This is a genomic window from Paenibacillus sp. B46(2026) (assembly GCF_056786355.1).
The window spans coordinates 547,179-571,065 of the sequence record NZ_CM165907.1; the positions used below are offsets into that span (position 1 = coordinate 547,179).

Here is a 23,887-nt window from a genome sequence, read left to right on the forward strand (position 1 = left end):
AAGCCCGGGAAGTCCGCTGATGTGGTTGTAGAGCGACGGCGAGCGCACATCCAGCCGCTGGGCCAACGCGGCCAGTGTCAGCGCATGGAAGCCGTCGCTGTCAGCAAGCTGGGCGGCGGCGCTGAGCAGAGCGTCGCGATCCAGCCCTTGCCGGGGGCTCACAGTTGCCCCCCGGCAAAGCCGAGCCGCTGCTGTGCATCAGCGGTTGCCGCGCGCATGGCGGCCGCGGGCTGGCGCAGCATCCGTCCGTGGCCTACCGCCAGCACGGACGGTTCCAGCTCCGCCAGGCGCTTCGCGCTGGACAGAGCCGCTTCGCGGTTCCACGTCGCCAGCGCGGGGAACGGGAAGAGCGGGCGCATGCGGCCGGATACAGCAAGTCCGCCTTGCAGCTGGTACGCGTCGCCGGCGATCAGCACGCGGCTGCGCGTATCCATGAAGGCCATGTGCCCCGGCGTATGGCCTGGTGAGGCAACGGCAACCAGTGAACCCATCCGGTCGCCATCATCCAGCAAGTGGTCCGGCTGGGTTCGAACCGCTTGAGGTTTGGGCACACCGCCGCGCACCGGGGTCTGTGGCTCACCTGGGAGCAGGGAAGTATCTCCCGCGAGTAGCCGGGCATCCCGTCTGGAGATGAAGACTTCCGCTTGGGGGAGAGCCTCTTTGAGAAGGTCCAGCGCACCGATATGGTCGCTATGAGCATGAGTTAGAATGATTCTGGTGATGGGCTTGCCAAGGGACTGAGCAGTTGCCAATATCCCCTTAAGACTAAAGGGCATTCCGGCATCAATTAAGGTTAATCCATCTTGCTCTTCAACAAGATATACGTTCACAGGGAAGAGCTTTGGAAGGAATGTAACTTGAACGACATCAAATTCTCGGGTAATGCGCATCGATAAACCCTCCTTAAAACTAATGATATTAGTATAATAACTAATGACATTAGTTTTAGCAATACCTGTCATTCTTTTTGTTCGAATAAAAAAATTTTTAAATAATGATGCACTTTACAAAAAAAGCGTTTTCAAATTGAGGATTACCGATTATAATAATCACGTAAGCCCTTTCATATGTCTATCTTATTGGAGCCCTTCGCGTAGCGAAAGGCTCACTTTTTTGTTTTTTTTGGATTAAAATGCAGACGGGATGTTAATCCTAGCTTGATGGTATAAGGTGCTGTAAGTATTGATATAACAGGAAAAATCACGTTTGGACTCCAGCTTGGGCGAGAGTTGACAAACATAACTGTTATTCATATAATGACAGTTATACTTACCTTGGGTTGAAGTTCATCGGTGTTGTATGCCGGGAAGGGAGTAAGTTATGAACAGTGAATTTACCATTGCGGTGCATTGTCTTGTTTTTCTCTCCATGAGAGATGAGTGTATGGCCAATAGTGAAGACTTGTCCCAGAGTGTGGGTACGCATCCGGCCAGAGTCCGCAAGGTACTTAGTGTTCTGCGCAAGCATGGTTACCTTACAACGAAGGAAGGTGCTCATGGCGGGTACTTGCTTAGCCGTCCAAGTGAGGAGATCAAGCTTGGAGAACTGTACAGACTCGTTGCTGGCGGTTCACTTGGTCCGAACTGGTGTTCAGGGGAGTCGGGGTCATCGTGCGTGGTATCTTCCAATATGCAGGACGTGATGGGGAACATCTACGACGGAGGCGAAGAGGCATTAAGCGCCTATTTTGATCGGATATCCATTCAGGATGTGAAAGAGCGCATAGGTCATGGAAAAGCATGTAACTTGTCGCCGGATGGATTGCCTGGCAAAGAGAAGTCCTGACGGATTCCACAACCAATGGTCCTTCCTGATGTGACCTTGGTTTAGTCAGGAGTGGTGGACAGGTTCGTGATCGACTGGTTATGAAATGGGCGTATGCTCCGGTGAAAGATCCATTGATGTTTCAGGCGATTCCGGGCATAACGTGAACACAGATGAGGAGAGGTCGTCTGCGCTGATGTTATTTTCGGAAGGCAAGTCTTTGGTAGAGTTTTATCAAAATCGCCTTGCGAATGTAAAAAAGAAGAACAAACAAAATAGAGTCTGGGGAGTGGAACATATGTCAGGCATTGAAAAAAATGAAACACTTCGCGTTATTAGCGAACGTCATGCGGTCAAAAAATACGAAAAAGGTTTTGAATTGCCTGAAGCTGATCTAAACGCAATCTTGACAGCAGCTGGGGAAGCACCGTCTTCATGGAACCTGCAACATTGGAGATTCCTCGTGATCGAATCCGAAGCTGACAAAGCTAAATTGTTGCCAGTTGCTTACGGACAAAGTCAAATCACAGACAGTTCCGTTACAATTGCTGTTCTGGGAGATCTCGAAGCGAACCGTAACACGGTGATCTATGATCAAGCTGTGGAAGCTGGCGCATTGACTGCTGAGATTCGCGACGCATTGGTTGGACAGATCAACGGTGCTTACCAAAGCCCGCAAACGGCTCGTGATGAAGCGATCCGTAATGCTTCCTTTGCATCCCAAAATATTATGCTTGCTGCACGCTCCTTGGGTTACGACACTTGCCCCATCGGTGGGTACAACCCACAGAAACTGATCGAAACATTCAACATTCCAGCACGTTTTGTGCCAACATTGTTGATCACGGTAGGTAAAGCTGCACAGCCAGCGCACCCATCAGGACGTTTACCGTTGTCCGAAGTTGTAGTTAAAGGTTCTTTCTAAGTTAAAAATGCTAATCTGATGATTGCATCAGTCATATAGGTATAATAATGCAGACAGCCGCACATTCCTGTTAAAGGAAGATGCGGCTGTTTGGCATATGAGGGTTCTACCGAAGAGGCAGCTTTTTCATAGAAATATTACTTCTCAGGTGTTTCCGGGATTTGCGGTGCATAGAACGATTCCAGGTACTCGATTGCGTTATACATCATCACTGCTGCTTCGGCACGAGTAATCGTTTGTTTGGGATTGAAGTTGCCTTCGGCATCCAGTGCATTGATTTTGAGAACCAGAGAGCGCTGAACGGCACCTTGATACTCCGGAGTAAGTTCCTGTTCGTCGGTAATGTCCAAAGGTTTGATATTAATCATCGGCAGACCGCCTTTGGCCTCGATGCCTTGCATCAGGAACAGTGTGAATTGTTCACGAGTAAGCGGTTTGGACGGATCAATATCCTGCGACATCTGAATGCCATTATATTGAGCGCGGATAAATGCATCACTGTACCATACGCCATCTTTTACATGAGAGAAGTGGTCACTTGGCAGCGGCTGTTTGATAAAACGAATCGTGTCCAGATTCAGATGCAGTCCGTCCGCAATCAATTGGATGCCCTGAGCGGTATTTAACTCCAGTTCAGGTTTGAACAAGCTGTCACTCACGCCTTTGATGAATCCATCCTGATGGAGAGATTCGATTTTGTCGGCTCCTGCGATACCTTGAATATCCGTGAATTGGGCTGGCGCCGCGTTGATCGGGCCTGCACTTAGAGACAGCGTGAGCAGAGCTCCCGCAGTTAATGTAGCAAGTATATTTTTTTTCATGATAGGTTCGCCTCACTTTTCCAGGGATAATCCCTTTATATAAAAGTTATTTGCCCCTATAGACGACCTTTCTGTACAAAAGGTTGCTGCAATTTTCCAACTGAATTCATGATCATTCAGAAAGGGTTAAGTGAAGGCACGGCTTCTAACCTTTGGATTTATTTCGATAATCCGTGGGTGAACGTCCCATCATTTTGCTGAACAGACGGGAGAAGTAGTAGGGGTCCTTGAAACCAAGCTCGGAACTGATCTGCTTCACGGTCCAATCGGTAAAATCCAGATAGCGGCAGGAATGCTGGATCTTGAGCCGCAGAAAATAATCGATGGGCGAATGCCCGGTAGCTTGCTTGAACAACTGCGAGTAATGAGGTACAGACAGCCGCGCGTGTGCCGCCAGTTCCTTGAGGGTGATTCCGTTCTCCAGATGCTTCAACATATACTGGACAGATTGTTCAGCCGCACGTTTGCTGCTCACGACCCCGCCATCTGTTCCTGTCGTTTCTGGCCCATAAGCGAGCATGCTGAGCATATAACCAATAATCTGGGAGGCATAAGTCATCGTCTGTATGGAGTAACCCGTCTCTAACGCGCCGTAACATTCATGGAAAAGCTCAAGCCACTTTTGAGCCTTGGCTGGTGGCATGGTAGAAATATGATGGGTTAGCAATGGTTCTATGTAGAATAAAGCATGTTCCCCGCGTAGATGAATCCAGAAGATGCTCCATGGTTCAGCTGCATTGGCACCATACACATGAGGAACATGTGCTGGCAATATGATGAGGTTTCCCGGGCGGGCTTCATACGTCTTGCCGCCATCTATCGTATACCAGCCTGTGCCTTGGGCACAGTACATCAGAATATGTGATTCACAACCATCGGGACGGTCACGGTAATGATGTTCTGCTTCGTGAAAGTAACCGATATCCGTAACGTATAACCCCGACGTGACTGGATAAGCTGCGGCTTCTTGCAGCAGCGGGTCCGGGAGCACAATGAGTTTTTGCATACGAAATCCGTCTGATTTACGCAGTAGGGGTGGTCTGTTGTTAGGTCTCATACTCTGTATTATGGTGAGAGGGTATAAGGGAGTCAATGACAGAATGAGAGCGCTCGCCGATTTTGATTTAATTTAGAACGCACGTTACAGAAAGTGAAGCAGTTGCCCGTGAATTGGGTAAGTACATACCAGTGGGAAGAATCAGACCAATGAATATACAGGATAAGGGAGAGATTAGATATGGAACCAGTCACAACTCAGGAAACGTTTTTCTATACAGGTACGTATGCTTCATCGGAAGAACCGGGCATATTCCTATGTGCGTTGAATGCGGATACAGGAGAGATGCGAATCGTTAATCATATGGAGGGTGTGAGCAATCCTTCTTATCTGGCGCTATGCCCGGACGCAAACTGTCTATATGTGGCGAGTGAGACAGACGAGGGAGAAGTGTTGGTCTATCGGAGAGATGCGGCAACGAGTGAACTGCACCTGATGGATCGAAAGCAGACCAGAGGGGCTTCCCCATGTTATGTGTCTGTCTCGAAGGATGGTCAATGGGTATTCACATCCAACTATAGCAGCGGCAGTGTCAATGTATTCCCGGTAGGCGATCAGGGGACGCTCGGTGAGATGAGTGCATGGGTGGAGCACACGGGAAGTGGAATCAACGAAGAACGCCAGGAAGGGCCGCATGCACACTCCATCCAGCCAGATCCGTCCGGACAATATGCTGTCGTATGTGACCTCGGTCTGGATCAGATTATTGTGTATCGTTTGGAAGAAGGACGTCTGGTCACGCATCGTGAGACGAATCAGCCGCCAGGGGCTGGGCCAAGGCATCTTGTGTTCCATCCCAACTCCAAGTGGGCTTATGTAATCAATGAATTGGACAACACGGTTACGGCATTCCTGTACGATGAGCGCAGAGGTGAGTTCACTACGTTGCAGCACATCTCGACACTTCCAGAAGGGCATAAGGGAGAAGGTACGGCTGCGGACATCCGTGTATCTCCATGTGGTCGTTTCCTGCATGCATCCAATCGGGGAGATGACAGCATCGTGCTCTATCATATTGATCAGGAGAGCGGTAAGTTGAAAGCTGTAGAATGGACGTCCACGATTGGGCAGACACCGCATAACTTCAACCTGCTTCCAGGTGGCATTCTGGTGGTGGCGAACCAGGACAGCAATAACCTCGTAGGGTTCCAGATCAGTGAAGAAGACGGACGTCTGACGCATAACGGGTTCAAGCTGGAACTGCCTCGTCCAGTATGTATTGCGCCTGTGGTATGAGTTGTAATACGGTGAAGTGAGAAGTGTAAGTGGAATATTACATCTAAAAAGTGCTCTATAAGCTGTGAAATCATGGGGGAACGCATGGTTTTACAGCTTTTTTTAGTCTTTTTATTTGATTAAATTGAAAATAGTGGCAATTATCACATTTTTTTATTGACCGTCGTTCGAACGTTCATTATGATCAGAATATAGGGTGATAAAACCTAAAATCTGGATGTTGCACGAAGGGTGGTGCTTTCCTTGGAACCTGCAAATTCAATTCGGGAGCAATTAACCCAGTTTATTGATAAGAACAGCATGACGCTCTCCCGATTCTCGGAAGTATCTGGCATTAATACAGGCACAATTAGTCGTATTTTACATGGGAATCGTCCCATATCCGTGAGTCAGTTAATTGCGATCTCATCAGGAATGGGCGTGGCAGCGGATCATTTTTTTGCCGACTATGTGGAAGAATGTTTCGCTTATTCCGTATCCATGCGGCGGATCAGACCGTTTATTCTCCGATGTGCGGAGTTGAATCGGCTGGACTGCATTGAGCAGATTCTTCATCGGCTACTGGACGACCTGGATTATGCGACAGAACTATTTGAGATGGCAGAACAATTATTTGAACGAAATCAGTGGTCTGCCGCGGCATTGTTATATAAAAGTGTGAGTGAAGTTGAGAAATATCAGCATTCCGAAAGGCTTGCCATGTGTCAGTACCGCATGTTTCTAATTGGACAAGGTGAGAACCTGGAGGAGAATCTAAGGACGGCTATCTTGTTCGAGCCCTATGTGGATCGACTGGATGAGTCGTATCAACTGGATGCGCTGAAACATTTGATTCATTCTTTCGGCTCAGTGCATAAGTGGAACAAGGTTAACGAACTTGCCAACAAAATGCTTCATTTAGCCCAAATACAGTATGAGGCAAGTAACAACCGTAAACGTAAGAATCAGGAGATGAAACGGACAGAGCGTCCCCTATATTTTTATATACTATACTCCTGGCTGATCCAATCCACTGTATATGAGGAGCAGGGAGACTATACCAATGCATTAGAACTTGTTGGGCTTTATGCAAGTGGACAGAGTTGGGTGCGGGAGGACGATGATGACTCTCGACGTGTACTGAAACAATTCGAAGAATGGGCAACGGCTAATAAGTATCTCTATCAAATGTTATCTGGAGATATGGAGGTTGTTAAAGAATATGCAAATTACATCACACAATACCCGGATGAGATATTTTTGGCATTGCGTTATATCATCCAGGCAGCGAATAAGTTTAACTGGGGTATTGATGATATTTTAGAGCGTTTCTCGGATCACATTCCCTTACGTACATACAAAACAGAATTTGGACAATACAACTCTTCAATGATGGATCAAAATTATGCAAAAGTCCTAGGGGAATTGGGGATATACTATTTTAATCACAATGGTGATTTTGCAATAAGTCGAATTTTAGAAGGATTGAACTTCTCTATTCAAAAAAATAATGATCTCAATTTCATTAAATATGTAATAGATTATCTTGAAAAATGCTTTAGTAGTGAAAATTTTGAAGACAAGGAAAAGTTTAAATTGTTAATTAATGAGATGCAGCGAATTAATGCTTAATACAAGTACTTTAGTTCTCAATCTATTAAGCTTGTAGCTTATGACAATTGATTGATTGATTGGAAACTCGCAGAGTTCGATTGAAAATCTTCTATTTTTCTATATATTATATCTATTCTCTTATAGTTCGGAGAAGCCTTCTAGTTAATATCTAGGAGGCTTTCTATTGTTTCCGTGTATTAGAATTTTCCCTTTGTGCCTCACTAAATGAAATGAAAAATTTGTCATAGAATACTAAAATAGTATTAAAGGAGGCGGGGAGATTAGGAAATGTATTCCAAATAATTTTTAATGCATAGTTTCACCTGAGACTCTTTTAGTAGCCCAGAAAATTATAAATGAGGTTTAAACCCTGATGTGGAAAAAACAGAAATAAGATTGTAAGTCTACTTACCGTTTAAACATTGTGTATGAAGCCAGTAAAGGCCGAATACGGGGCGGACTCTGTTTTCTCTTTGCCGATGAGGTTTGCGATCTGGATTACCAGACTGTACTTCAGCAACTGATGAGTTTATTTCTGGACACGTCTCAAGTGAAAACGAAAAAGAACAAGATGTCTAATTTTTGTAAACTGCAAGATTGGATCTCTAGCTCACCCAGCTATATCAAGGGTCTGTTTGGAGATTTGAGCTGAGAAAGTTGAGTAATATACAAAAAAAGAGGAGGAAAATGAAAATGAATACTAAAAAGTTTATTGCATCATTTCTTGTTGTAGCAATGGTAGGTACTTCTGGAAGTGCATTTGCTAGTGAATCTCTGAATAATTCCCAAAAAAGGTCAACAATAGGGGGCGTGTTGCAAGATACTTCAGTCACTCAGAATGAATTCCAAAACTGGTCAAACAGTAATGAAGTGGTAATAGATAATCAAGTTATCGGAACTCGCACAACAAATTTTGATTATGATCGAAAGGTTGAAGGGGATATTACAAAGGTTAAGTTAATTACAACCACTAAATACCAATTCAATGAAAAGGCTAGTTTAGAGGAAAAGGAAGTTCTTAAAGACTCAACTAATGTTTATGATGTTTTTGTAGAAGAAGATAAGGCAAGCTTGGAAATTAATGGAGTTAAGATTCCTGAAGAAATGTTAGATCAGGAGATTTCTACTATGTATTCTCCGGATACTTCAACCTCTAATCCACGTGGTGTTTCAAGGGCTGCTGTTGCAACTGACAGAGGAGGCGTCCCGGCAGTTTCTCATTATTACGGAAATTACGAAACATATGCATTTGGATCTTATAGTGGTATTTCCTTTTGGACAAATAGCCCAAAAGGCGATAATGTACAGAAACAAGGAATAGATATAGGAAATAAATACTTTATGCCAGCTAAAACTGCAATTGATAGTTTTGCGACTAACCTTACTGAGACCAATCGAGCTACTATGGTCTTGGGTACTGAATTAGGGTTTGCTGTTATAACATTCACAACAGTAATAGGTGCACTTGCCGCTGGAGGAGCTGCAGCTATCACAGCCGGTCAAATCTCTGATTATTGGAATGCAACTCAAACCAATTTAACTTCAGCTTATAATTATATAAAGAGGATGTAAAAGTATAAAAATGTTATGATAAAAATCAAAGGTCATAGTTTCTTTATGAACCTTTGATTTTTATCGTATTTAAAGAAAAATAAGGAAGGTGAAGTTTTGAGAACACTCTGTTTTATATGGATTAGTTTTGTCTTACTTTTGTTACTATATAGACTAATTTTTCAAAAATTTAAAAAGCATAATAAAGAAAATGTAGGGTTATCTGCAATTCTGATTATTTTCTTGACAAGTAGCTATGATATCATGCAAATAAACAAATTTGTATTTTATTTGATAATTGCTATATCCATATATTTTGGTATATTGAATAGTATTAATTATAACAAAAACGTGAATGGGAATAAAAAATTGTATTAGAAAGCATCTGCTCATTGAATTGAAACGTAAATTTAAATTCTTACTCCGTTATCTACCAGTTATATGCCCATAGATATTTCCTCTCTAATATTCAGTCCAATAACTAATATTATTTGATGGAGCGGGTGTAGCATGAGGAATTTTAGGCAGTTTAAACTCCTCGCTCCTAGCTCTCTAAGATAAAAATACTAGCCGTTATATAATTTGCAGCAATCAACTCTTCCAGAGCCGCCATTATGTCTGTTTTGCCTCTTTCAGTTTTAACGGTCTGATAATATCTGTAACCGTTGCTGTAATTAAACAAGATTCTCAATACCTTTCGTTCATAATCCGTAATCCTTCAACATTGGATAGCTCCCTACGCTGTAATTCTGATTGGATAGCATGCCTGTAACCCGGATTTGCGAAATGTCCGAGGCTGCCCAGATATTAGATTATCTGCTTTGATACTATATAAATTGAACTAAACATTTACACCAAACGGAGAAGACAGAAAGGACCTGAAGAAGCGAAGCATGCGCCTTTATCAGAAAATTTCCCTTTGAGAAAAGGAATCAAAACATCAAAAACTTTTGTTTGCAATATATGAGAACGAGTGTTCTTTATACAATGACTCTTTTTCTCTTTACGGATGAGGTTCGCGATCTGTACTTCCGGGCGATGCTTCAGCAACTGATGAGTTTATTTTGAACAACAAAAAGAACAAGACGTATATTCACTGTTAACTGCAAGAATGGATCTCTAGCTTACCTAGCTATATCAAGGTTTTTTTCGGAGATTTGAGCTTCGAAAGTTGAGTTACTTATTAGATACTTTTTGAATAATTCAAAGAACTCACAACTGTTCATTGTATCCCATTCAACTAACTTATTGTCAAACTCACTTCTTAGACCGGATCAGATTTATGCTGTGGATTTTAATGGAGCTGAAGGAAGTATACTAAAAAGATTTTCTAGTGAGCAGCCTCGTGTTGCACAAAATTTAGAAGAGATGTACACAAGCGGTGTTTTTGGAGGGATTCCAGAATATAAGGATGATAGAAATTGATCAAGATCAATAAAGACAAAAACATAGGAAAAGTGCTGCTTGTAGTTGAGGGAGAAAGTACTGAATTTTACTTGTTGCATAAATATTCACTCGAATTTTCAGCTATCAATATGAAAAGATGGATCGGATGATGAAGTATAGAAAGTACAATGAACAGGATGGGATTAGTTCGTCCATATTCGTTATAATGCTAGGGAGTCCGCTATATCTACAATTATAAGTCAGGACGAATTTTTAGATGAGATGTTCGAAAAATTAATTGTTGAATATAAATTCCCAGTAGATCGAGCCGCATTCACTAACCAAAATTACTAAATTAGACCTATAGATGGAAGTAAATGTTTAATTTAAAATGAATATAATAAATCGCTTACATAAAACGGCGCTACAAGGGCATCGGGCTTACCAATTCGATTGGGGAGGCAATTGTTTATGGGAAATCGATCATCACTGTGGAAGCGCACATTACGTACAGCCGGAGTATCGTTGTTGAGTTCCGCGTTGTTGGTTACTTCGCTTGGCTTGGGCAACACGCCAGTAATGCATGCAGCGGGTGCAAGGCAGATGGAATATCTGGATCGCGGTGTGGTTGCTGTAAAGACCGGGACAGGTGTGTTTGTCAGTTGGCGACTCTTGGGTACGGAAGGTTCGAATGTATCGTTTAACGTCTATCGGGATGGAACCAAAGTGAACGCATCGCCCATAACGAACAGCACCAACCTTCAGGATGCAAGCGGGACAAGCAGTTCCAAATACACGGTTCGTGCTGTAGTCAGTGGAACGGAGCAGGCTGCTTCAGCGGCAGCGAGCGTATGGGGCAACAACTATCTGTCTGTACCGCTCAGTGTACCCGCTGGTGGTACAACGCCCGATGGAGTAGCCTACACCTACAGTGCCAATGATGCCAGTGCAGGTGACCTGGATGGTGATGGTGAGTATGAATTGATCGTGAAATGGGACCCCTCCAACGCCAAGGATAACTCCCAGAGCGGTTATACCGGGGAAGTATTTATCGATGCCTACAAATTGAACGGAACACGCCTCTGGCGAATTAGTCTGGGCAAAAATATCCGTGCGGGTGCTCACTACACCCAGTTCATGGTCTACGATCTCGACGGTGACGGCAAAGCCGAAGTCGCGATGAAAACAGCCGATGGCACCAAGGATGGCACTGGCGTGGTCATCGGGGATGCAAGCAAGGATTACCGCAATTCCAGCGGTTATGTATTGTCTGGCCCCGAATTCCTGACGGTATTCAATGGGCAGACTGGCAAAGCGCTCTCCACGGTGAACTACGAACCAGCACGTGGCAATGTATCCAGTTGGGGAGACAACTACGGCAATAGGGTGGATCGATTCCTTGCTGCCATTGCTTACCTTGATGGAGAGCGTCCAAGTCTGGTGATGGCTCGCGGGTATTATACGCGCAGTGTGCTTGTGGCCTATAACTGGCGGAATGGACAGCTGACCAAACAATGGACGTTTGATTCCAATACATCTGGCAATTCCGGTTATGCTGGGCAAGGCAATCACAATCTTAGCGTGGCGGACGTGGATGGGGATGGGAAAGACGAGATCGTCTATGGCGCCATGGCGGTGGATGACAACGGCAAAGGATTGTACACGACAGGACTTCATCATGGCGATGCCATGCATCTGAGTGACCTGGACCCGGATCGCCCCGGACTTGAGGTATTTCAGGTTCATGAGACGCCATCCAATGCAGGAGTGGAATTCCGTGATGCAGGTACTGGCCAGTTAATCTGGGGAGTCAAAACAACGAAGGATATTGGACGCGGCATGGCGGCGGATATCGATCCAAGATATAAAGGCGCCGAAGTATGGGCAGACGGCAGCCTGTACACGGCCAAAGGGCAGAAACTCGGAACAACCCTGCCTTCTTCCACGAATTTTGGTATCTGGTGGGATGGTGACTTGCTCCGTAAACTGCTGGACAGCAACCGAATCGACAAGTGGAACTATGCCAACAGCACAACGGTGAACCTGCTCACCGCATCCGGCGTATCTTCCAATAACGGAACCAAGTCTACGCCGAATCTGCAGGCCGATCTGTTCGGGGACTGGAGAGAGGAAGTGGTATGGCGGACGAATGACAGCTCAGCGCTGCGGATCTATACCACAACAGCAGTTACGGACAAACGCATCTACACGCTGATGCATGATCCGGTGTACCGTCTTGGCGTCGCTTGGCAAAATGTAGCCTACAATCAACCGCCGCACACCGGCTTTTATCTGGGAGAAGGCATGAGCACACCACCGGTACCCAATATCCGGTATGCGGGCAGATGAGGAATGGACAAGGTGTGGCCGTCCAATTCCGTTCATGTTTACACTAGCCAGCGAAGCATGGGATTCGCTGAAGGGAACAACGGACGATGGTTCGTTGTTCCTCTTTTTTTGCCAATGGTGCAGAAATCCGGTAAAAATCGGAAAAAACGTTTGACAGGTATATAGACTGCCTTTATTATACGTATATAACTTACTAAACAGGTAGGAATAATAAAAAATGATGACCTGAACAGAATAACGTTCTCACCGTATAGACGGAGGAACACCGCAGCGCATCCTTCCCGGATGGAGCATGCACGGCCTTAAGCCGGCATGACTTTATGGGGAGAAGTGCGCGGGGGTTCCTCCGTCTTCTTGTTTTTTACGGGGCGTTCCATCCTGTTCAGCCGGCCTGAGGTAGTCATGCAGATTGATATCGGGGGAGTGTTATTTAATGAAAAAGAGAATTCACAAGGGTATTCTGGTTGGTCTGGCACTGGTGTTAACAGGAGTTCTGGCAGCATGCGGATCGGAGAGCGGCGGGTCCAGTGCGGCAGGAACATCAGGGGGAGCGGAAGGCGGCACAGAAGGGGCCAAGGCCATCGAACTGCTGAATGTTTCCTATGATCCAACACGGGAACTTTATGAGCAATATAACAAAGCGTTTGCGGCGCATTGGTTGAAAGAAAAGGGCCAGGAAGTGACCATCAAGCAATCCCACGGGGGCTCGGGTAAACAGAGTCGTTCTGTCATTGACGGACTGGATGCGGACGTGGTGACACTGGCATTGGGATACGACATTGATGCGATTGAAGATAAAGGTCTGATTAACGAGGGTTGGCAGGATAAATACGAGCATAACAGCGCGCCGTATACCTCTACGATTGTATTCCTTGTGCGTAAAGGCAATCCAAAAGGCATCAAGGACTGGGATGATCTGATCAAAGGGGATACCCAAGTCATCACACCGAATCCTAAAACGTCCGGCGGAGCACGTTGGAACTATTTGGCGGCATGGGGATATGCCCTCAAGCAAAATAACAATGATGAAGAGAAAGCGAAATCATTCGTTGGTGAATTGTTCAAACATGCGCCTGTACTGGATTCGGGGGCTCGCGGATCTACGACAACGTTTGTTGAACGTGGCATTGGTGATGTGCTGCTTGCTTGGGAGAATGAAGCTTTTCTATCGGTAAAAGAGCTGGGTCCGGACAAATTCGATATTGTCGTGCCTTCCATCAGTATTTTGGCTGAACCACCCGTTGCGATTGTGGACAAAAATGCAGACAAAAAAGGAAGCCGCGACGTGGCGGATGCCTATCTGAAATATTTGTACAGTGAAGAGGGACAGACGATTGCGGCTGAAAATTATTACCGCCCAACGCTGGACAGCGTGGAGGAAAAATTCAAGGATCAGTTCCCGGCGCTTGAACTGTTCACGTTGAAAGATGTATTCGGCACATGGCGGGATACTCAGGCCAAACATTTCAATGACGGTGGTATCTTCGACCAGATCTATGTTCCAGGCAGCTAAGGTTGCTCTGTTCAATGAACACCTGATCAATCGCGCTGTGAGCGGCCAACGAGCCTTACCGGCTGAAGGCAGAGAGGATGAACGTGCATGAGCAAGGTGATGGTGGCGCGGAGACGCACATTGCCGGGATTCGGATTAACGATGGGTTACAGTGTACTCTACCTGAGCCTGGTTGTACTTATTCCATTGGCTGCGCTGTTGTTTAACTCCACAGGGCTGACATGGGCAACCATGATTGAGGTTGCGACCAATCCCAGGGTGCTGGCTTCCTTCCAGGTCAGCTTTCTGACCGCAGGTGCAGCGGCCCTGATTGATCTCGTGCTGGGGTTACTTCTGGCATGGGTACTTGTTCGGTATGAATTCCCTGGCAAAAGGTTGTTTGATGCGGTCATTGATCTGCCTTTTGCCTTGCCGACGGCGGTAGCTGGGGTTGCCCTAACGGCGATCTATGCCGGCAATGGCTGGATTGGACAGTTTGTAGAGCCTTTGGGCATTAAGCTGGCCTATTCACAGGCTGGGATTACACTGGCACTGATGTTTATCGGAATTCCATTTGTGGTACGTACAGTGCAGCCTGTGTTGGAGGAGCTGGAGGCAGAAGTGGAGGAGGCGGCTGCCACACTGGGAGCAGGAAGATGGAGGATATTCCGTACCATTCTGTTGCCGGATCTGATTCCGCCGCTGCTAACCGGGTTCGCTCTGGCTTTTGCCAGGGGCATTGGCGAATATGGCTCCGTTGTATTTATCTCTGGTAATATGCCGATGAAAACGGAGATTGCCCCCTTGCTGATCATGGCCAAGCTGGAACAGTTTGATTATGCAGGCGCTACAGCTGTAGCTTTGCTGCTGTTGCTGGTCTCTTTCATCCTGCTGCTGATCATTAATTCCTTGCAGCGTTGGAGCCGGAAGGCGGGCAGGGCATGACGATGAAGCATGATGGAATAAGGATATTAAAAGACGTCACTCACCCAAACCAAAGGAGGTGCAGCATATGGCGGATTCCATCCCACTGAGCCCTGTTCCACCTGTAAAGACCGGGCGTGGAACGAACCGTGCAACAACGGAAGCTCCATGGGTCAAATGGTTGTTAATCGGATTGGCAAGCCTGGTATTGATATGGCTGCTGATTCTACCGCTGGTAATCGTGCTCATGGAGGCGCTGAAGCAAGGCTGGGGTGTATACATCGCGGCTCTTACCGAGCCGGATGCCATGTCTGCACTGAAGCTTACGTTATTGGTTGCGGCGATTACGGTACCGCTGAATACGGTATTTGGTGTGGCAGCTGCCTGGGTCATTACCAAGTTCCAGTTCAAGGGCAAGGGACTCATGATCACACTGATTGATCTTCCTTTTTCGATCTCGCCTGTGGTGGGCGGGTTGATCTTTGTATTGGTCTTTGGTTCGAATGGCTGGTTTGGGCCGTGGCTGTCCGAACATGAGTTCAAAATCATTTTTGCGCTGCCGGGCATTGTCATTGCAACGTTGTTTATTACCTTCCCCTTCGTAGCGAGAGAGTTGATTCCACTGATGGAGGACCAAGGAACCCGGGAAGAGGAAGCGGCGGTTACGCTGGGTGCTTCCGGATGGCGAATCTTCTGGAGTGTGACTTTGCCCAACATCAAATGGGGGCTGCTGTACGGTATTATTCTGTGTAATGCCCGTGCTATGGGCGAGTTCGGAGCGGTATCTGTGGTGTCAGGACATATCCGCGGGGAGACGAATACGCTGCCGCTGCATGTGGAGATTTTGTATAACGAATATCAATTCTCGGCTTCATTTGCCGTAGCGTCCTTATTACTTATTCTGGCTCTCGGCACGTTGCTGCTCAAGAGCTGGCTTGGACACAAAGCGGTTTCAGAAAAGTGATACAAAGCGAATCAATTTCATAATAAGAGAAGAAGAAAATACAGATTGACAGCTACTGGAAGCCCTGCTAATGTATAAACCAAGTATATAGGTTGGATAAGAATGAATTATAAATCGGTTGGATGACAACGCATCGAGGACTATAGCGGGCAGTAGCCCGAGAAGAGGAGGCGGCTCTATGGCTAAGCCGTTAAAAGTGGATGAGGTATGGTTGGACCGAATTGCCGGACAGCTGAATGACATGGAGTTTGGTTCATTGCACATCGTGGTACACGAAGGTCAGATTGTGCAGATGGAGCGGACCGAGCGCAAGCGTTTTGAAAACACGCCCTCAGGCAGCACCTCCAAATCCGGCAGCACTGCACGAAGCACTTCACCCCGATCTCTGCGCGGATCGAATGCGAGTGCGAAGGGATAGAGAGTGACGTGGCTTCCAATACGTCCCGCCTATTGGGCAGGATTTGTCTCCAAATTCTCCTTATACCAGTCATTCGCTTCAAGTAGCATCTGTTGCCCACCTGCGTCCATGAATTCTTCCACAAAGGTATCGAAATACCCCACAGGCTGATCGCCAGTGATGATGGAGATGTACGCTCTGTCTCTCATGCGAATCAACTCAGATGAATATTGAATCAGGGCAGGGGTTGCAACCTCCAGGCGATTATAGATCCCATGCTCGGTCAACCCTGCAGATGCAGCCCACTGTTCACGTTTGTCCAAGGGCGTACCCGGAACCGTCATGCCGATACTTGAGCCGATCATATTGGTGTAATTCTCCATGTTGTTATATGGGGGAAGTAGATGAAACGATCTTGAAGGTTCACCGCTCCAGTCCCAGTGCTTTCCTGGAAGGCCATACTCCATTTTTATTTGCTCAGCCGGATCGGGGTTGGCACTTACATAATCGAGTATCTCCAGAATTTTCTCCAGTTTCCCCGGCTCTTTCGCAGCCTCAGCGCCAATAGCAATAAAATTCATCAGCAGATTATTTCCTTTTGAACCGCTATGTCCATCCGGACCTATAACAGGAGAACCAAATACAATCTCTGCAGCTGCGTTCTTCTGTAACAGCTCATTCACATTAAACGAGGCTTTCACTGGGGTTTCTTGGCCATTTTCATTGGGGACACTGTAATCTCCCGCTTGATTCCAATGATAGTAGTTACCCATCGAGGTCATTCCAATTTTTCCATTAATAAAAGCATGGGATAGATGTTTATAGCCGCCTTTATTCTCGCCGGTTATAAACTCAGGGTCGATAATCCCGTCCCGATACCACTTTTGCATATAAGTCAGGGCTTTTTTCATCTCAGGCTGCAAAGCACCGATCACGAGTTGGTTGTTTTTTTCATTAAAATACAGTTGCTCGGTGAAAACGGACTGTCCAAAAGCGCCAAACACGACATTTAAGCCCTCTCTGGATAGGCCATACGTATCTTGTTTACCATTTCCGTCCGGATCATCTTTGGCAAAAGCATACATAACCGTTTCGAATTCATCTAATGTCTTTGGAACGTCCAGACCAAGCCGCGTAAGCCAGTCCTCTCGGTATACGACAGGGGTTCGATAGATGTTAGTCTGATTGATGACCGGAATTCCATATAATCCGCCGTTTATTTTTCCATACTCCAAGTAACGTGAGTCATAATCGCGAATTCGCTGTACAATATTTGGCGCATATTGTTCAAGGACATCCGGGGAGATTTCCGCTAATACCCCTTGCATCTGATACTTAAGCAGATCATGCGGCTGTCTGATCCGGAACAGATCCGGTATCTTCCCTTGAACCAGCTCCAGTTCCAGTAGTTCCTCGTAACGCTTGTTCTCAAGGTTCCACATCTCCAGATTGACATCAAACCGATCCTCAATATAGGTAATCATCTCAGCGTTCTCAGGAACAGGGATATTTTGATGCATGGTCCAGGAAATCGTATATTGAGGAGCTGTATCCTTCTCAGAGCTTGCTGAATGTTCCTGCTGTTGCACTTGTGATCCTTCTCTGTTTAGAACGGTACATCCGCTCATCAATCCTATAAGAATAGATGTAGCAAACAATAGATATAGTTTTTTTGAAAGGTTAAAGTTCATAGCAGCTCCTTTCTTAATTTTAAATTGAGCTTATATAGATCCCTGTTCCATTAGACTGCGCATGAAGTTTTTTGGTGTACAGCCATGAATTTCTTTGAACTTCTTAATGAAATAAGCAGGGGTACGGTAACCGACTGTATTTGCGATCTGCTCAACCGTAATTTCACGTTGTGTCATGAGTTCCCGTGCACGTTCCATCCTCTGGTTCGTAACATATTCGGAATAGACAATCCCGGTTTCTTCCTTGAAGAGTTTACTGAGATATTTAGGGCTGATGAATACTTGCTCTGAGACATGATCCAGCGTGAGATCGCCCGATAAGTGCTCGTGAATATAGGCTTTGACAGCCGAGATGGTATCCACACTCCGTACCTCGCTTCGCTTCTCCATGTGCATCACAAATTCGGTCACGAGATGAATCATCCACTCCGAATAGCGGTTGATATCGTAGAACAATGAAAATTGCTTGTACAGATTCATTGAGCTTGCCTCGGCGGGTTGCCAACGCACCTGATGGATACACTCAGCGTAAATAGAAACCGTTTTTAATAATATAATGCGACTGTATTCGGCGGAATATAGGCCTTCCTTTATCGTCGCCACTAACTCCTGAATGGCCTGAACCGTACCTTGCACATCCCGAGTCTGCAATTTCTTTTCAAAGTTTGCGAGATATACGTCCGGAATTTCCAGGCTGCTGGTCTCCCTGTTCAGAAGATCAAGATCCTGAATGGCAGACTGATCGGGAAAGAAATAGCTGTATCGAATCAAGGTATTCGCCTGATGATAGCTCGTGTGGATCTTCGTGAAATGCTCTACCCACCCGCCCAGTGACAATGCAAAATCCAGACCGAACCTGTTTCTTGCCTCAGTGTGAATAAAGTTCACAATGTGATCAGTGAGAGGTTCTTCGGGTTGGTTGGTACAAATGATTACTGCTATTTTGTGATCCTGCAATTCCTCTGCCAGCAGTTGAGTTCCGTCCATTTCTGCGATCTCCAGTTGCTGGATCATCGTATACAACGTATGCTGCAACTGTCGTGGCTGCAGATCCTTCCACTTCTCATTGACGGGGTCAATGACGATGCAGCGGAAGCGAGAGTAGCCCATTGAAATGTGAACAGACTGCAGTTGCTCCGTAAGTTCCTCGGGTGTAAATCGATTATTTAACATATTGAGCATGATACTATGCTTAATTATTTTGTGATTGGCTTGCAGTGTTTCCTCCAGACTATCGACTTTGTTGGACAGGCTGTTAATCGCCGTATCAATGAAGCGATATTCATCCTGTTTAAGGCTGGTGGGGCTATCCATCCGGCTCTTGATATTATTCAGGATTCGCTTTAGAGGACTATAATTGGCGGTCGTAAAGATGGACGACATCGCAATCCCAACCGCGATAGCTAACAAGCAAAGAAGAATGGAGATTTCCTTCAAGCTATCCAATTTATTATAGAAACTTTTATTGGGTGTGGTGGTGTAAATTCGCCATCCATTTCCTTTGAATTGATCTTGGGACACGACATAAGAGCCATGGTTAAATACAGGCGTGAAGCTCTCATCTGAAGAATGAATGGAGAGCAACGACTGAGATAAGTTCTCCTCCGTGGAGCTACCTAGCAAGGATTTGTCTGCGGCAGAAATGACGGTCCCGTCCTGATCTACAATTAATGTACTATCATAGTCAGAAGGAATCATATTTTTAATGATCTGACTGATCGCTGATTCTTTGATATCAATTGCTATCATGACCTTACTGTCTTGTCCAGAAGATTGAAACGGGTAGCTGTGGACATAGGAAATCAAAGGATTCACGTTGGTCTGCTCAGGCGATTCGATATACGCATCTTGAGGCACCATGCGAGTCTGCATCCATAAGGAGCTTTCTTCAGTCTCTTTCATCGCAACAATCCAATCCGTGGTATGATCCGCACTCGAAGGCGTGTCCTCATAGAGCAACAGCCCATATATAGATGAGATCATCATGTGGTTCTTCGCATCGTACACATGAATGGCTTCAATGAGGTCGGAATAATTTTGTACCTTATTTTTGAGTAATTGTTCGATGTCCAGAATCTTGCCATGGTTTCCTTTTATGTTATCTAAATCAATATTGACGGAGCTACCCAAAGCCAGAGACAGATAGACCTGATTCACCTTCTGGATGACGGAGCTTTCAATATAATTGACGGTATTTTTCAGTGACAGCTGATTATTGATTCGGATCTCTTTGCTGTATTGATGGGAGAAGAAGAGATATAAAATGGAGCCGAAAAGAAGCGCAATGACAAGAACGACAGCGAGGTAAGAAAGAACCATCCTGGATCTCACAGACTGAAATGGCTTACGCATCCTTTTTCCCCCTTCATTTCTCGTGTCTAAACAACTTCATCATTATATAGTAGGTCGAGGGCTAGAAATCATGTTGACCGAAATTTAACAAACTTCCTCTTCATATTTTACACCAATTTAATAAAGCGTTTACATAAAAAGATATTATACTTAACGAAAGTAGTATCCTCTCCGTTTTTTTTAGGGCAAAAAGCAGCGGAACGTACGATTTTGATATAAAACGGAATATGTTCTATAGATACGAAACGTCCCCTAATGCTACAGTAACGGCAGATCAGACATCTGGATAGAGACTTTCTTATCATTTGCTGACGCAGAAGCAAAAAAATTACGATAATGGGAGCGTGTATTTACCAGCTATGAGAAAACCACTTAAAAAGTCACTGGCACTACTTCTAATGTTGTCTATGGTAGGTCCGACGTTTGCAGAGAAGAGTTTTGCAGCCGATCAGAAGATTCAGTTCTCTGATATTAAGGGACACTGGGCGGAAGCAAACATTCAAGCTTGGGGCGATGAAGGATTGATTCGAGGCTACCTGGATCGTTCATTCAAACCGAACACGTATATTACCAGAGCAGAATTTATGAATTTGGTAAACGGCGCTTTTGGATATTCAGGACAAGCTAAAATTACCTTTAATGATGTTTCTGACAGTGCATGGTACTACGAAGCGGTTTCTATAGCGAACGCTAATGGATATATAGATGGGTACACCGATGGTACAATGAAGCCGCAAGATCCGATCACACGTCAAGAAGCGGCTAAAATTATTGCGGGCATTTTGAATTTGGAATTGAATGAAACAGCTGCTAATGTCTTTAGCGATTCATCGTCTATTGCCGCGTGGAGCAAAGGGGCTGTAGGTGGAGCTGCAGCAGCGAAAATTATCGCCGGATATGCAGATGGAAGCTTCAAACCGCTTAATTCCATTACTCGTGCCGAAGCAGTATCTGCGCTCGTTAAGGCTGTAGAAACGGATGCTACTACAGCTGCCAAACCAGCTAAGCCAAAAGGAATGGCAACCGTACTGAATGTTAATCCCCCAGCAGATGAAGCTCGGTTGTCCGCCGTGAAGCACGGAGCCAATGCCGGAGACGACACCTTGAAAAATATTGCGGAAACCAATCCGTTTATTGATATTTTGGACGGTTTTGATCAAGTATGGTCCATGAACCAAGCGGATTGGAGGGATGGAACAGCGGCAACTAAAATTGGAGCTGACGGAAAAAATGCAAAGTATGGCGATGGACCGACCCCATATTATGATGGTTTTAAAAACGATCCAACCGTAGCCGTTGCTGATCAAAAAACATTTGCAAATGCGGAGATCCGAAATAAAGCGGCTTGGGAAGCTAATATCAAATATGTAGAAGATGTCACGCAAAATCGCACGGATGAAGAGGCTTTAGCAGCTTATTATGATGACCAAAGAGATAAGATCTATAGTATGATGGAGGCTTTTGGTCCGTTGGCTAACACGTATGTAGATATCATCAAGCCAAAGACAAACGTTGAACGAACTGTGGACGAGATGAATGTGGTATTGACCGAAGAAACAGCGGAAGATGAAAGCCAAGGCATTGGCGATTGGGATGAAACTACGGAGCTTGCAGACTTGGTCGCTTTAGTTGATCTGGTTCGATTCAAAATTCCTGCCTCATCTAATCCATCTAAATATTTCTACTCTTCCCCTAGACCGTGGAGAATGAATTCCAATGGAGAAGTGAACGAAGTTGTTGACAGCAAAGGATTGCCTGTATGGGAAACCTTGGGCGAGGGTGAGAAAAAAGAAGAACCTTTGCCTTCAGGCGGCACCAAATCAACAGGAGAAAAACATTACCAGCAATATGAAACAAACGTTAAGCTTATTCCTGCGTTAAGTTATGTCAAACGAATCGCTGAGGATGGAAGAGGAAAAGATGGTGGATTTCCGAGCGGACATACAAGTGCAGCTTATTTATCTGTATTTCCTTTGGCATACGCTACGCCAGAACGATTCTCTGAATTGTTAACGAGAGCAGCTCAGATGGGCGAAAATCGTATCGTATCGGGGATGCACTCACCGTTTGATGTTATAGGAGGAAGAATACAATCCACAGCCATGGCCGCATATGCACTTAATCAGCCTGAGAACAGAGAAGTGTTAGAGAAAGGCTATGAGAATGCAGGAGAGGTATTTGGAGCAAAAGCCAAGGAAAAAAATATGAGTTTGTATGAATATGCACATACCGTAACAGAGGATTATACTTTCAAAAGTGCTTACGATGAACACAAATGGGAAGATCATGATGCCAATAAAGCCTTTTATAGAGAGAAGATGACGTACGGTCTGCCGCAAACAGGAACCAAAGGTTTGGCACCAGTTGTACCGCAAGGAGCAGAAGCCCTGTTAGAAACACGTCAACCGTATCTAACAGATGAGCAACGCAGACAAGTATTGTATACAACATCCATTGACTCTGGATATCCTGTACTGGATGAATCCAAGGGCTGGGGTAGAATTGATCTGGTCACGGCTGCGGATGGATACGGTGCATTCTTGAACAATGTAACTGTGAATATGGACGCTTCCAAAGGGCGCTTCAATGCAGAAGACTGGTGGAGAAATGATATCACCGGTAGTGGAATGCTCACGAAAAAGGGAACAGGAACTCTTACATTGACAGGGAAAAATAGCTACACTGGCGGAACCTTACTGCAAGCTGGAACACTGGTGGCTGAATCTGCGACTGCTTTTGGTACAGGTGATCTGTATGTAGAAAATGGAACAGTGGTTGTGAATGTCGACAGAGCACTCAACTTAAATAGAAACTTTACCATGGATAACGGTACGTTGGAATTAGTAGTGACCGATAACAACAGTCAGCTGAATGTCGGCAGAAAACTCTATATTGATGGAGGAAGTCTCAAACTCGACTTGTCCAACCATAAGATTGAAGGTTCCAAAGATATTACGTTAATCACCGCTAATGGAATTACAGGTGAATTCGACAGTGTAACTGCAGATGGTTATGACGTGACTGTCACGTATGAAAACGGTCGTGTCATTGCACATGTTGTAGCAAAATAAGTGAAGTAATTATCCATTATATAAAGTGAACCCAAGACTGTTACACATGCCACTTCGATGACAGAATAACTTTCCGATCACTGTTATCCCCAGATTTTTCTGATTCCCTTCTTCAAAGGGGAAAATCTGGGGATAAAGGCGAACGCTTCGCTTCTTCACGTTATTTCTGCCCTCTCCGTTTCTTATGTAATTAGTAAGTTCGTTTTATATCGTTAAATTCTTCGCAAGAAAAGATCGTAAAAAAGGGCTGAAACTACATTGTAGTTTCAGCCCTTTTTTACGTGGTAAGAGACATGCAGGATCTAGATGTTGAA

17 protein-coding genes and 2 pseudogenes are annotated in these 23,887 nt (G+C 45.3%); 13 read left to right on the plus strand and 6 right to left on the minus strand.

Features of this window, described 5'->3' with window-relative positions:
* Positions 1 to 33: 33 nt before the first annotated feature.
* Together AC1S8V_RS02620 and AC1S8V_RS02625 are read right to left on the minus strand one after the other, a co-directional pair.
* Positions 34 to 162 (minus strand): annotated as a pseudogene (locus AC1S8V_RS02620) (TetR family transcriptional regulator); the annotation flags it as partial.
* Positions 159 to 890 carry an MBL fold metallo-hydrolase gene (locus AC1S8V_RS02625; RefSeq protein ID WP_482074371.1) on the minus strand — a complete coding sequence of 244 codons (732 nt, stop codon included), beginning with the start codon at positions 888 to 890 and terminating at the stop codon, positions 159 to 161. The gene AC1S8V_RS02625 and the pseudogene AC1S8V_RS02620, both read right to left, overlap by 4 nt.
* Before the next feature lie 430 nt (positions 891 to 1,320).
* Here AC1S8V_RS02625 and AC1S8V_RS02630 point away from each other — a divergent pair, with 430 nt between their 5' ends.
* Complete coding sequence (locus AC1S8V_RS02630) at positions 1,321 to 1,785, plus strand: RrF2 family transcriptional regulator (RefSeq protein WP_482072311.1); 465 nt, start codon at positions 1,321 to 1,323, stop codon at positions 1,783 to 1,785.
* Between the two features lie 277 nt (positions 1,786 to 2,062).
* Complete coding sequence (locus AC1S8V_RS02635) at positions 2,063 to 2,689, plus strand: nitroreductase family protein (protein WP_458125106.1); 627 nt, start codon at positions 2,063 to 2,065, stop codon at positions 2,687 to 2,689.
* Positions 2,690 to 2,826: 137 nt separating this feature from the next.
* On the opposite strand, the gene AC1S8V_RS02640 is transcribed toward AC1S8V_RS02635, so the two are convergent.
* Positions 2,827 to 3,510 carry an S-layer homology domain-containing protein gene (locus AC1S8V_RS02640; RefSeq protein ID WP_482072312.1) on the minus strand — a complete coding sequence of 228 codons (684 nt, stop codon included), beginning with the start codon at positions 3,508 to 3,510 and terminating at the stop codon, positions 2,827 to 2,829.
* 145 nt (positions 3,511 to 3,655) lie between these two features.
* Positions 3,656 to 4,516 (minus strand): AraC family transcriptional regulator, encoded by an 861-nt coding sequence (locus tag AC1S8V_RS02645; RefSeq protein WP_482072313.1) that lies wholly within the window; start codon positions 4,514 to 4,516, stop codon positions 3,656 to 3,658.
* Between the two features lie 231 nt (positions 4,517 to 4,747).
* On the opposite strand from AC1S8V_RS02645, the gene AC1S8V_RS02650 reads away from it, so the two are divergent.
* The 10 genes and pseudogenes from AC1S8V_RS02650 to AC1S8V_RS02695 all read left to right on the plus strand — a co-directional run bounded on the left by AC1S8V_RS02650 (position 4,748) and on the right by AC1S8V_RS02695 (position 16,480).
* Positions 4,748 to 5,803, plus strand: a complete 1,056-nt coding sequence (locus tag AC1S8V_RS02650; protein ID WP_482072314.1) for a lactonase family protein — start codon at positions 4,748 to 4,750, stop codon at positions 5,801 to 5,803.
* 243 nt (positions 5,804 to 6,046) lie between these two features.
* Positions 6,047 to 7,414 carry a helix-turn-helix domain-containing protein gene (locus AC1S8V_RS02655; protein ID WP_482072315.1) on the plus strand — a complete coding sequence of 456 codons (1,368 nt, stop codon included), beginning with the start codon at positions 6,047 to 6,049 and terminating at the stop codon, positions 7,412 to 7,414.
* A 427-nt stretch (positions 7,415 to 7,841) separates the two neighbouring features.
* Positions 7,842 to 8,048 (plus strand): annotated as a pseudogene (locus AC1S8V_RS02660) (IS4 family transposase); the annotation flags it as partial.
* A gap of 41 nt (positions 8,049 to 8,089) precedes the next feature.
* Positions 8,090 to 8,968 carry a hypothetical protein gene (locus AC1S8V_RS02665; protein WP_482072316.1) on the plus strand — a complete coding sequence of 293 codons (879 nt, stop codon included), beginning with the start codon at positions 8,090 to 8,092 and terminating at the stop codon, positions 8,966 to 8,968.
* Positions 8,969 to 10,141: 1,173 nt separating this feature from the next.
* Positions 10,142 to 10,372, plus strand: coding sequence for a hypothetical protein (locus AC1S8V_RS02670; RefSeq protein WP_482072317.1), 231 nt, complete (start codon positions 10,142 to 10,144; stop codon positions 10,370 to 10,372).
* A gap of 432 nt (positions 10,373 to 10,804) precedes the next feature.
* Positions 10,805 to 12,682 (plus strand): rhamnogalacturonan lyase, encoded by a 1,878-nt coding sequence (locus tag AC1S8V_RS02675; protein ID WP_482072318.1) that lies wholly within the window; start codon positions 10,805 to 10,807, stop codon positions 12,680 to 12,682.
* 433 nt (positions 12,683 to 13,115) lie between these two features.
* Positions 13,116 to 14,195, plus strand: a complete 1,080-nt coding sequence (locus AC1S8V_RS02680; RefSeq protein ID WP_482072319.1) for a sulfate ABC transporter substrate-binding protein — start codon at positions 13,116 to 13,118, stop codon at positions 14,193 to 14,195.
* 87 nt (positions 14,196 to 14,282) lie between these two features.
* A complete protein-coding gene (cysT, locus tag AC1S8V_RS02685) occupies positions 14,283 to 15,119 on the plus strand; it encodes a sulfate ABC transporter permease subunit CysT (RefSeq protein ID WP_145325621.1) in 837 nt (278 codons plus the stop codon).
* 67 nt (positions 15,120 to 15,186) lie between these two features.
* Positions 15,187 to 16,062 (plus strand): sulfate ABC transporter permease subunit CysW, encoded by an 876-nt coding sequence (gene cysW / locus AC1S8V_RS02690; protein ID WP_482072320.1) that lies wholly within the window; start codon positions 15,187 to 15,189, stop codon positions 16,060 to 16,062.
* Positions 16,063 to 16,240: 178 nt separating this feature from the next.
* Positions 16,241 to 16,480, plus strand: coding sequence for a YezD family protein (locus AC1S8V_RS02695; protein ID WP_458125114.1), 240 nt, complete (start codon positions 16,241 to 16,243; stop codon positions 16,478 to 16,480).
* A gap of 29 nt (positions 16,481 to 16,509) precedes the next feature.
* On the opposite strand, the gene AC1S8V_RS02700 is transcribed toward AC1S8V_RS02695, so the two are convergent.
* Both AC1S8V_RS02700 and AC1S8V_RS02705 read right to left on the minus strand, forming a co-directional pair.
* Entirely contained in the window at positions 16,510 to 18,048 is a 1,539-nt protein-coding gene (locus tag AC1S8V_RS02700; protein ID WP_482072321.1) for an extracellular solute-binding protein, read from the minus strand.
* A 132-nt stretch (positions 18,049 to 18,180) separates the two neighbouring features.
* Positions 18,181 to 20,502 carry an AraC family transcriptional regulator gene (locus AC1S8V_RS02705; protein ID WP_482072322.1) on the minus strand — a complete coding sequence of 774 codons (2,322 nt, stop codon included), beginning with the start codon at positions 20,500 to 20,502 and terminating at the stop codon, positions 18,181 to 18,183.
* Between the two features lie 359 nt (positions 20,503 to 20,861).
* Here AC1S8V_RS02705 and AC1S8V_RS02710 point away from each other — a divergent pair, with 359 nt between their 5' ends.
* The gene (locus AC1S8V_RS02710) at positions 20,862 to 23,573 is read left to right on the plus strand and encodes an S-layer homology domain-containing protein (protein ID WP_482072323.1); all 2,712 of its coding nucleotides are present in this window, start codon (positions 20,862 to 20,864) and stop codon (positions 23,571 to 23,573) included.
* Positions 23,574 to 23,887 lie beyond the last annotated feature (314 nt).

Coding starts and splice junctions, on each gene's coding strand:
- AC1S8V_RS02675 (WP_482072318.1), top strand. CDS start 10,805: ATGGGAAATCGATCATCACTGTGGAAGCGCACATTACGTACAGCCGGA.
- AC1S8V_RS02645 (WP_482072313.1), bottom strand. CDS start 4,516: ATGCAAAAACTCATTGTGCTCCCGGACCCGCTGCTGCAAGAAGCCGCA.
- AC1S8V_RS02705 (WP_482072322.1), bottom strand. CDS start 20,502: ATGCGTAAGCCATTTCAGTCTGTGAGATCCAGGATGGTTCTTTCTTAC.
- AC1S8V_RS02695 (WP_458125114.1), top strand. CDS start 16,241: ATGGCTAAGCCGTTAAAAGTGGATGAGGTATGGTTGGACCGAATTGCC.
- AC1S8V_RS02650 (WP_482072314.1), top strand. CDS start 4,748: ATGGAACCAGTCACAACTCAGGAAACGTTTTTCTATACAGGTACGTAT.
- AC1S8V_RS02630 (WP_482072311.1), top strand. CDS start 1,321: ATGAACAGTGAATTTACCATTGCGGTGCATTGTCTTGTTTTTCTCTCC.
- cysW (WP_482072320.1), top strand. CDS start 15,187: ATGGCGGATTCCATCCCACTGAGCCCTGTTCCACCTGTAAAGACCGGG.
- AC1S8V_RS02710 (WP_482072323.1), top strand. CDS start 20,862: ATGAGAAAACCACTTAAAAAGTCACTGGCACTACTTCTAATGTTGTCT.
- AC1S8V_RS02635 (WP_458125106.1), top strand. CDS start 2,063: ATGTCAGGCATTGAAAAAAATGAAACACTTCGCGTTATTAGCGAACGT.
- AC1S8V_RS02680 (WP_482072319.1), top strand. CDS start 13,116: ATGAAAAAGAGAATTCACAAGGGTATTCTGGTTGGTCTGGCACTGGTG.
- AC1S8V_RS02665 (WP_482072316.1), top strand. CDS start 8,090: ATGAATACTAAAAAGTTTATTGCATCATTTCTTGTTGTAGCAATGGTA.
- AC1S8V_RS02625 (WP_482074371.1), bottom strand. CDS start 890: ATGCGCATTACCCGAGAATTTGATGTCGTTCAAGTTACATTCCTTCCA.
- cysT (WP_145325621.1), top strand. CDS start 14,283: ATGAGCAAGGTGATGGTGGCGCGGAGACGCACATTGCCGGGATTCGGA.
- AC1S8V_RS02640 (WP_482072312.1), bottom strand. CDS start 3,510: ATGAAAAAAAATATACTTGCTACATTAACTGCGGGAGCTCTGCTCACG.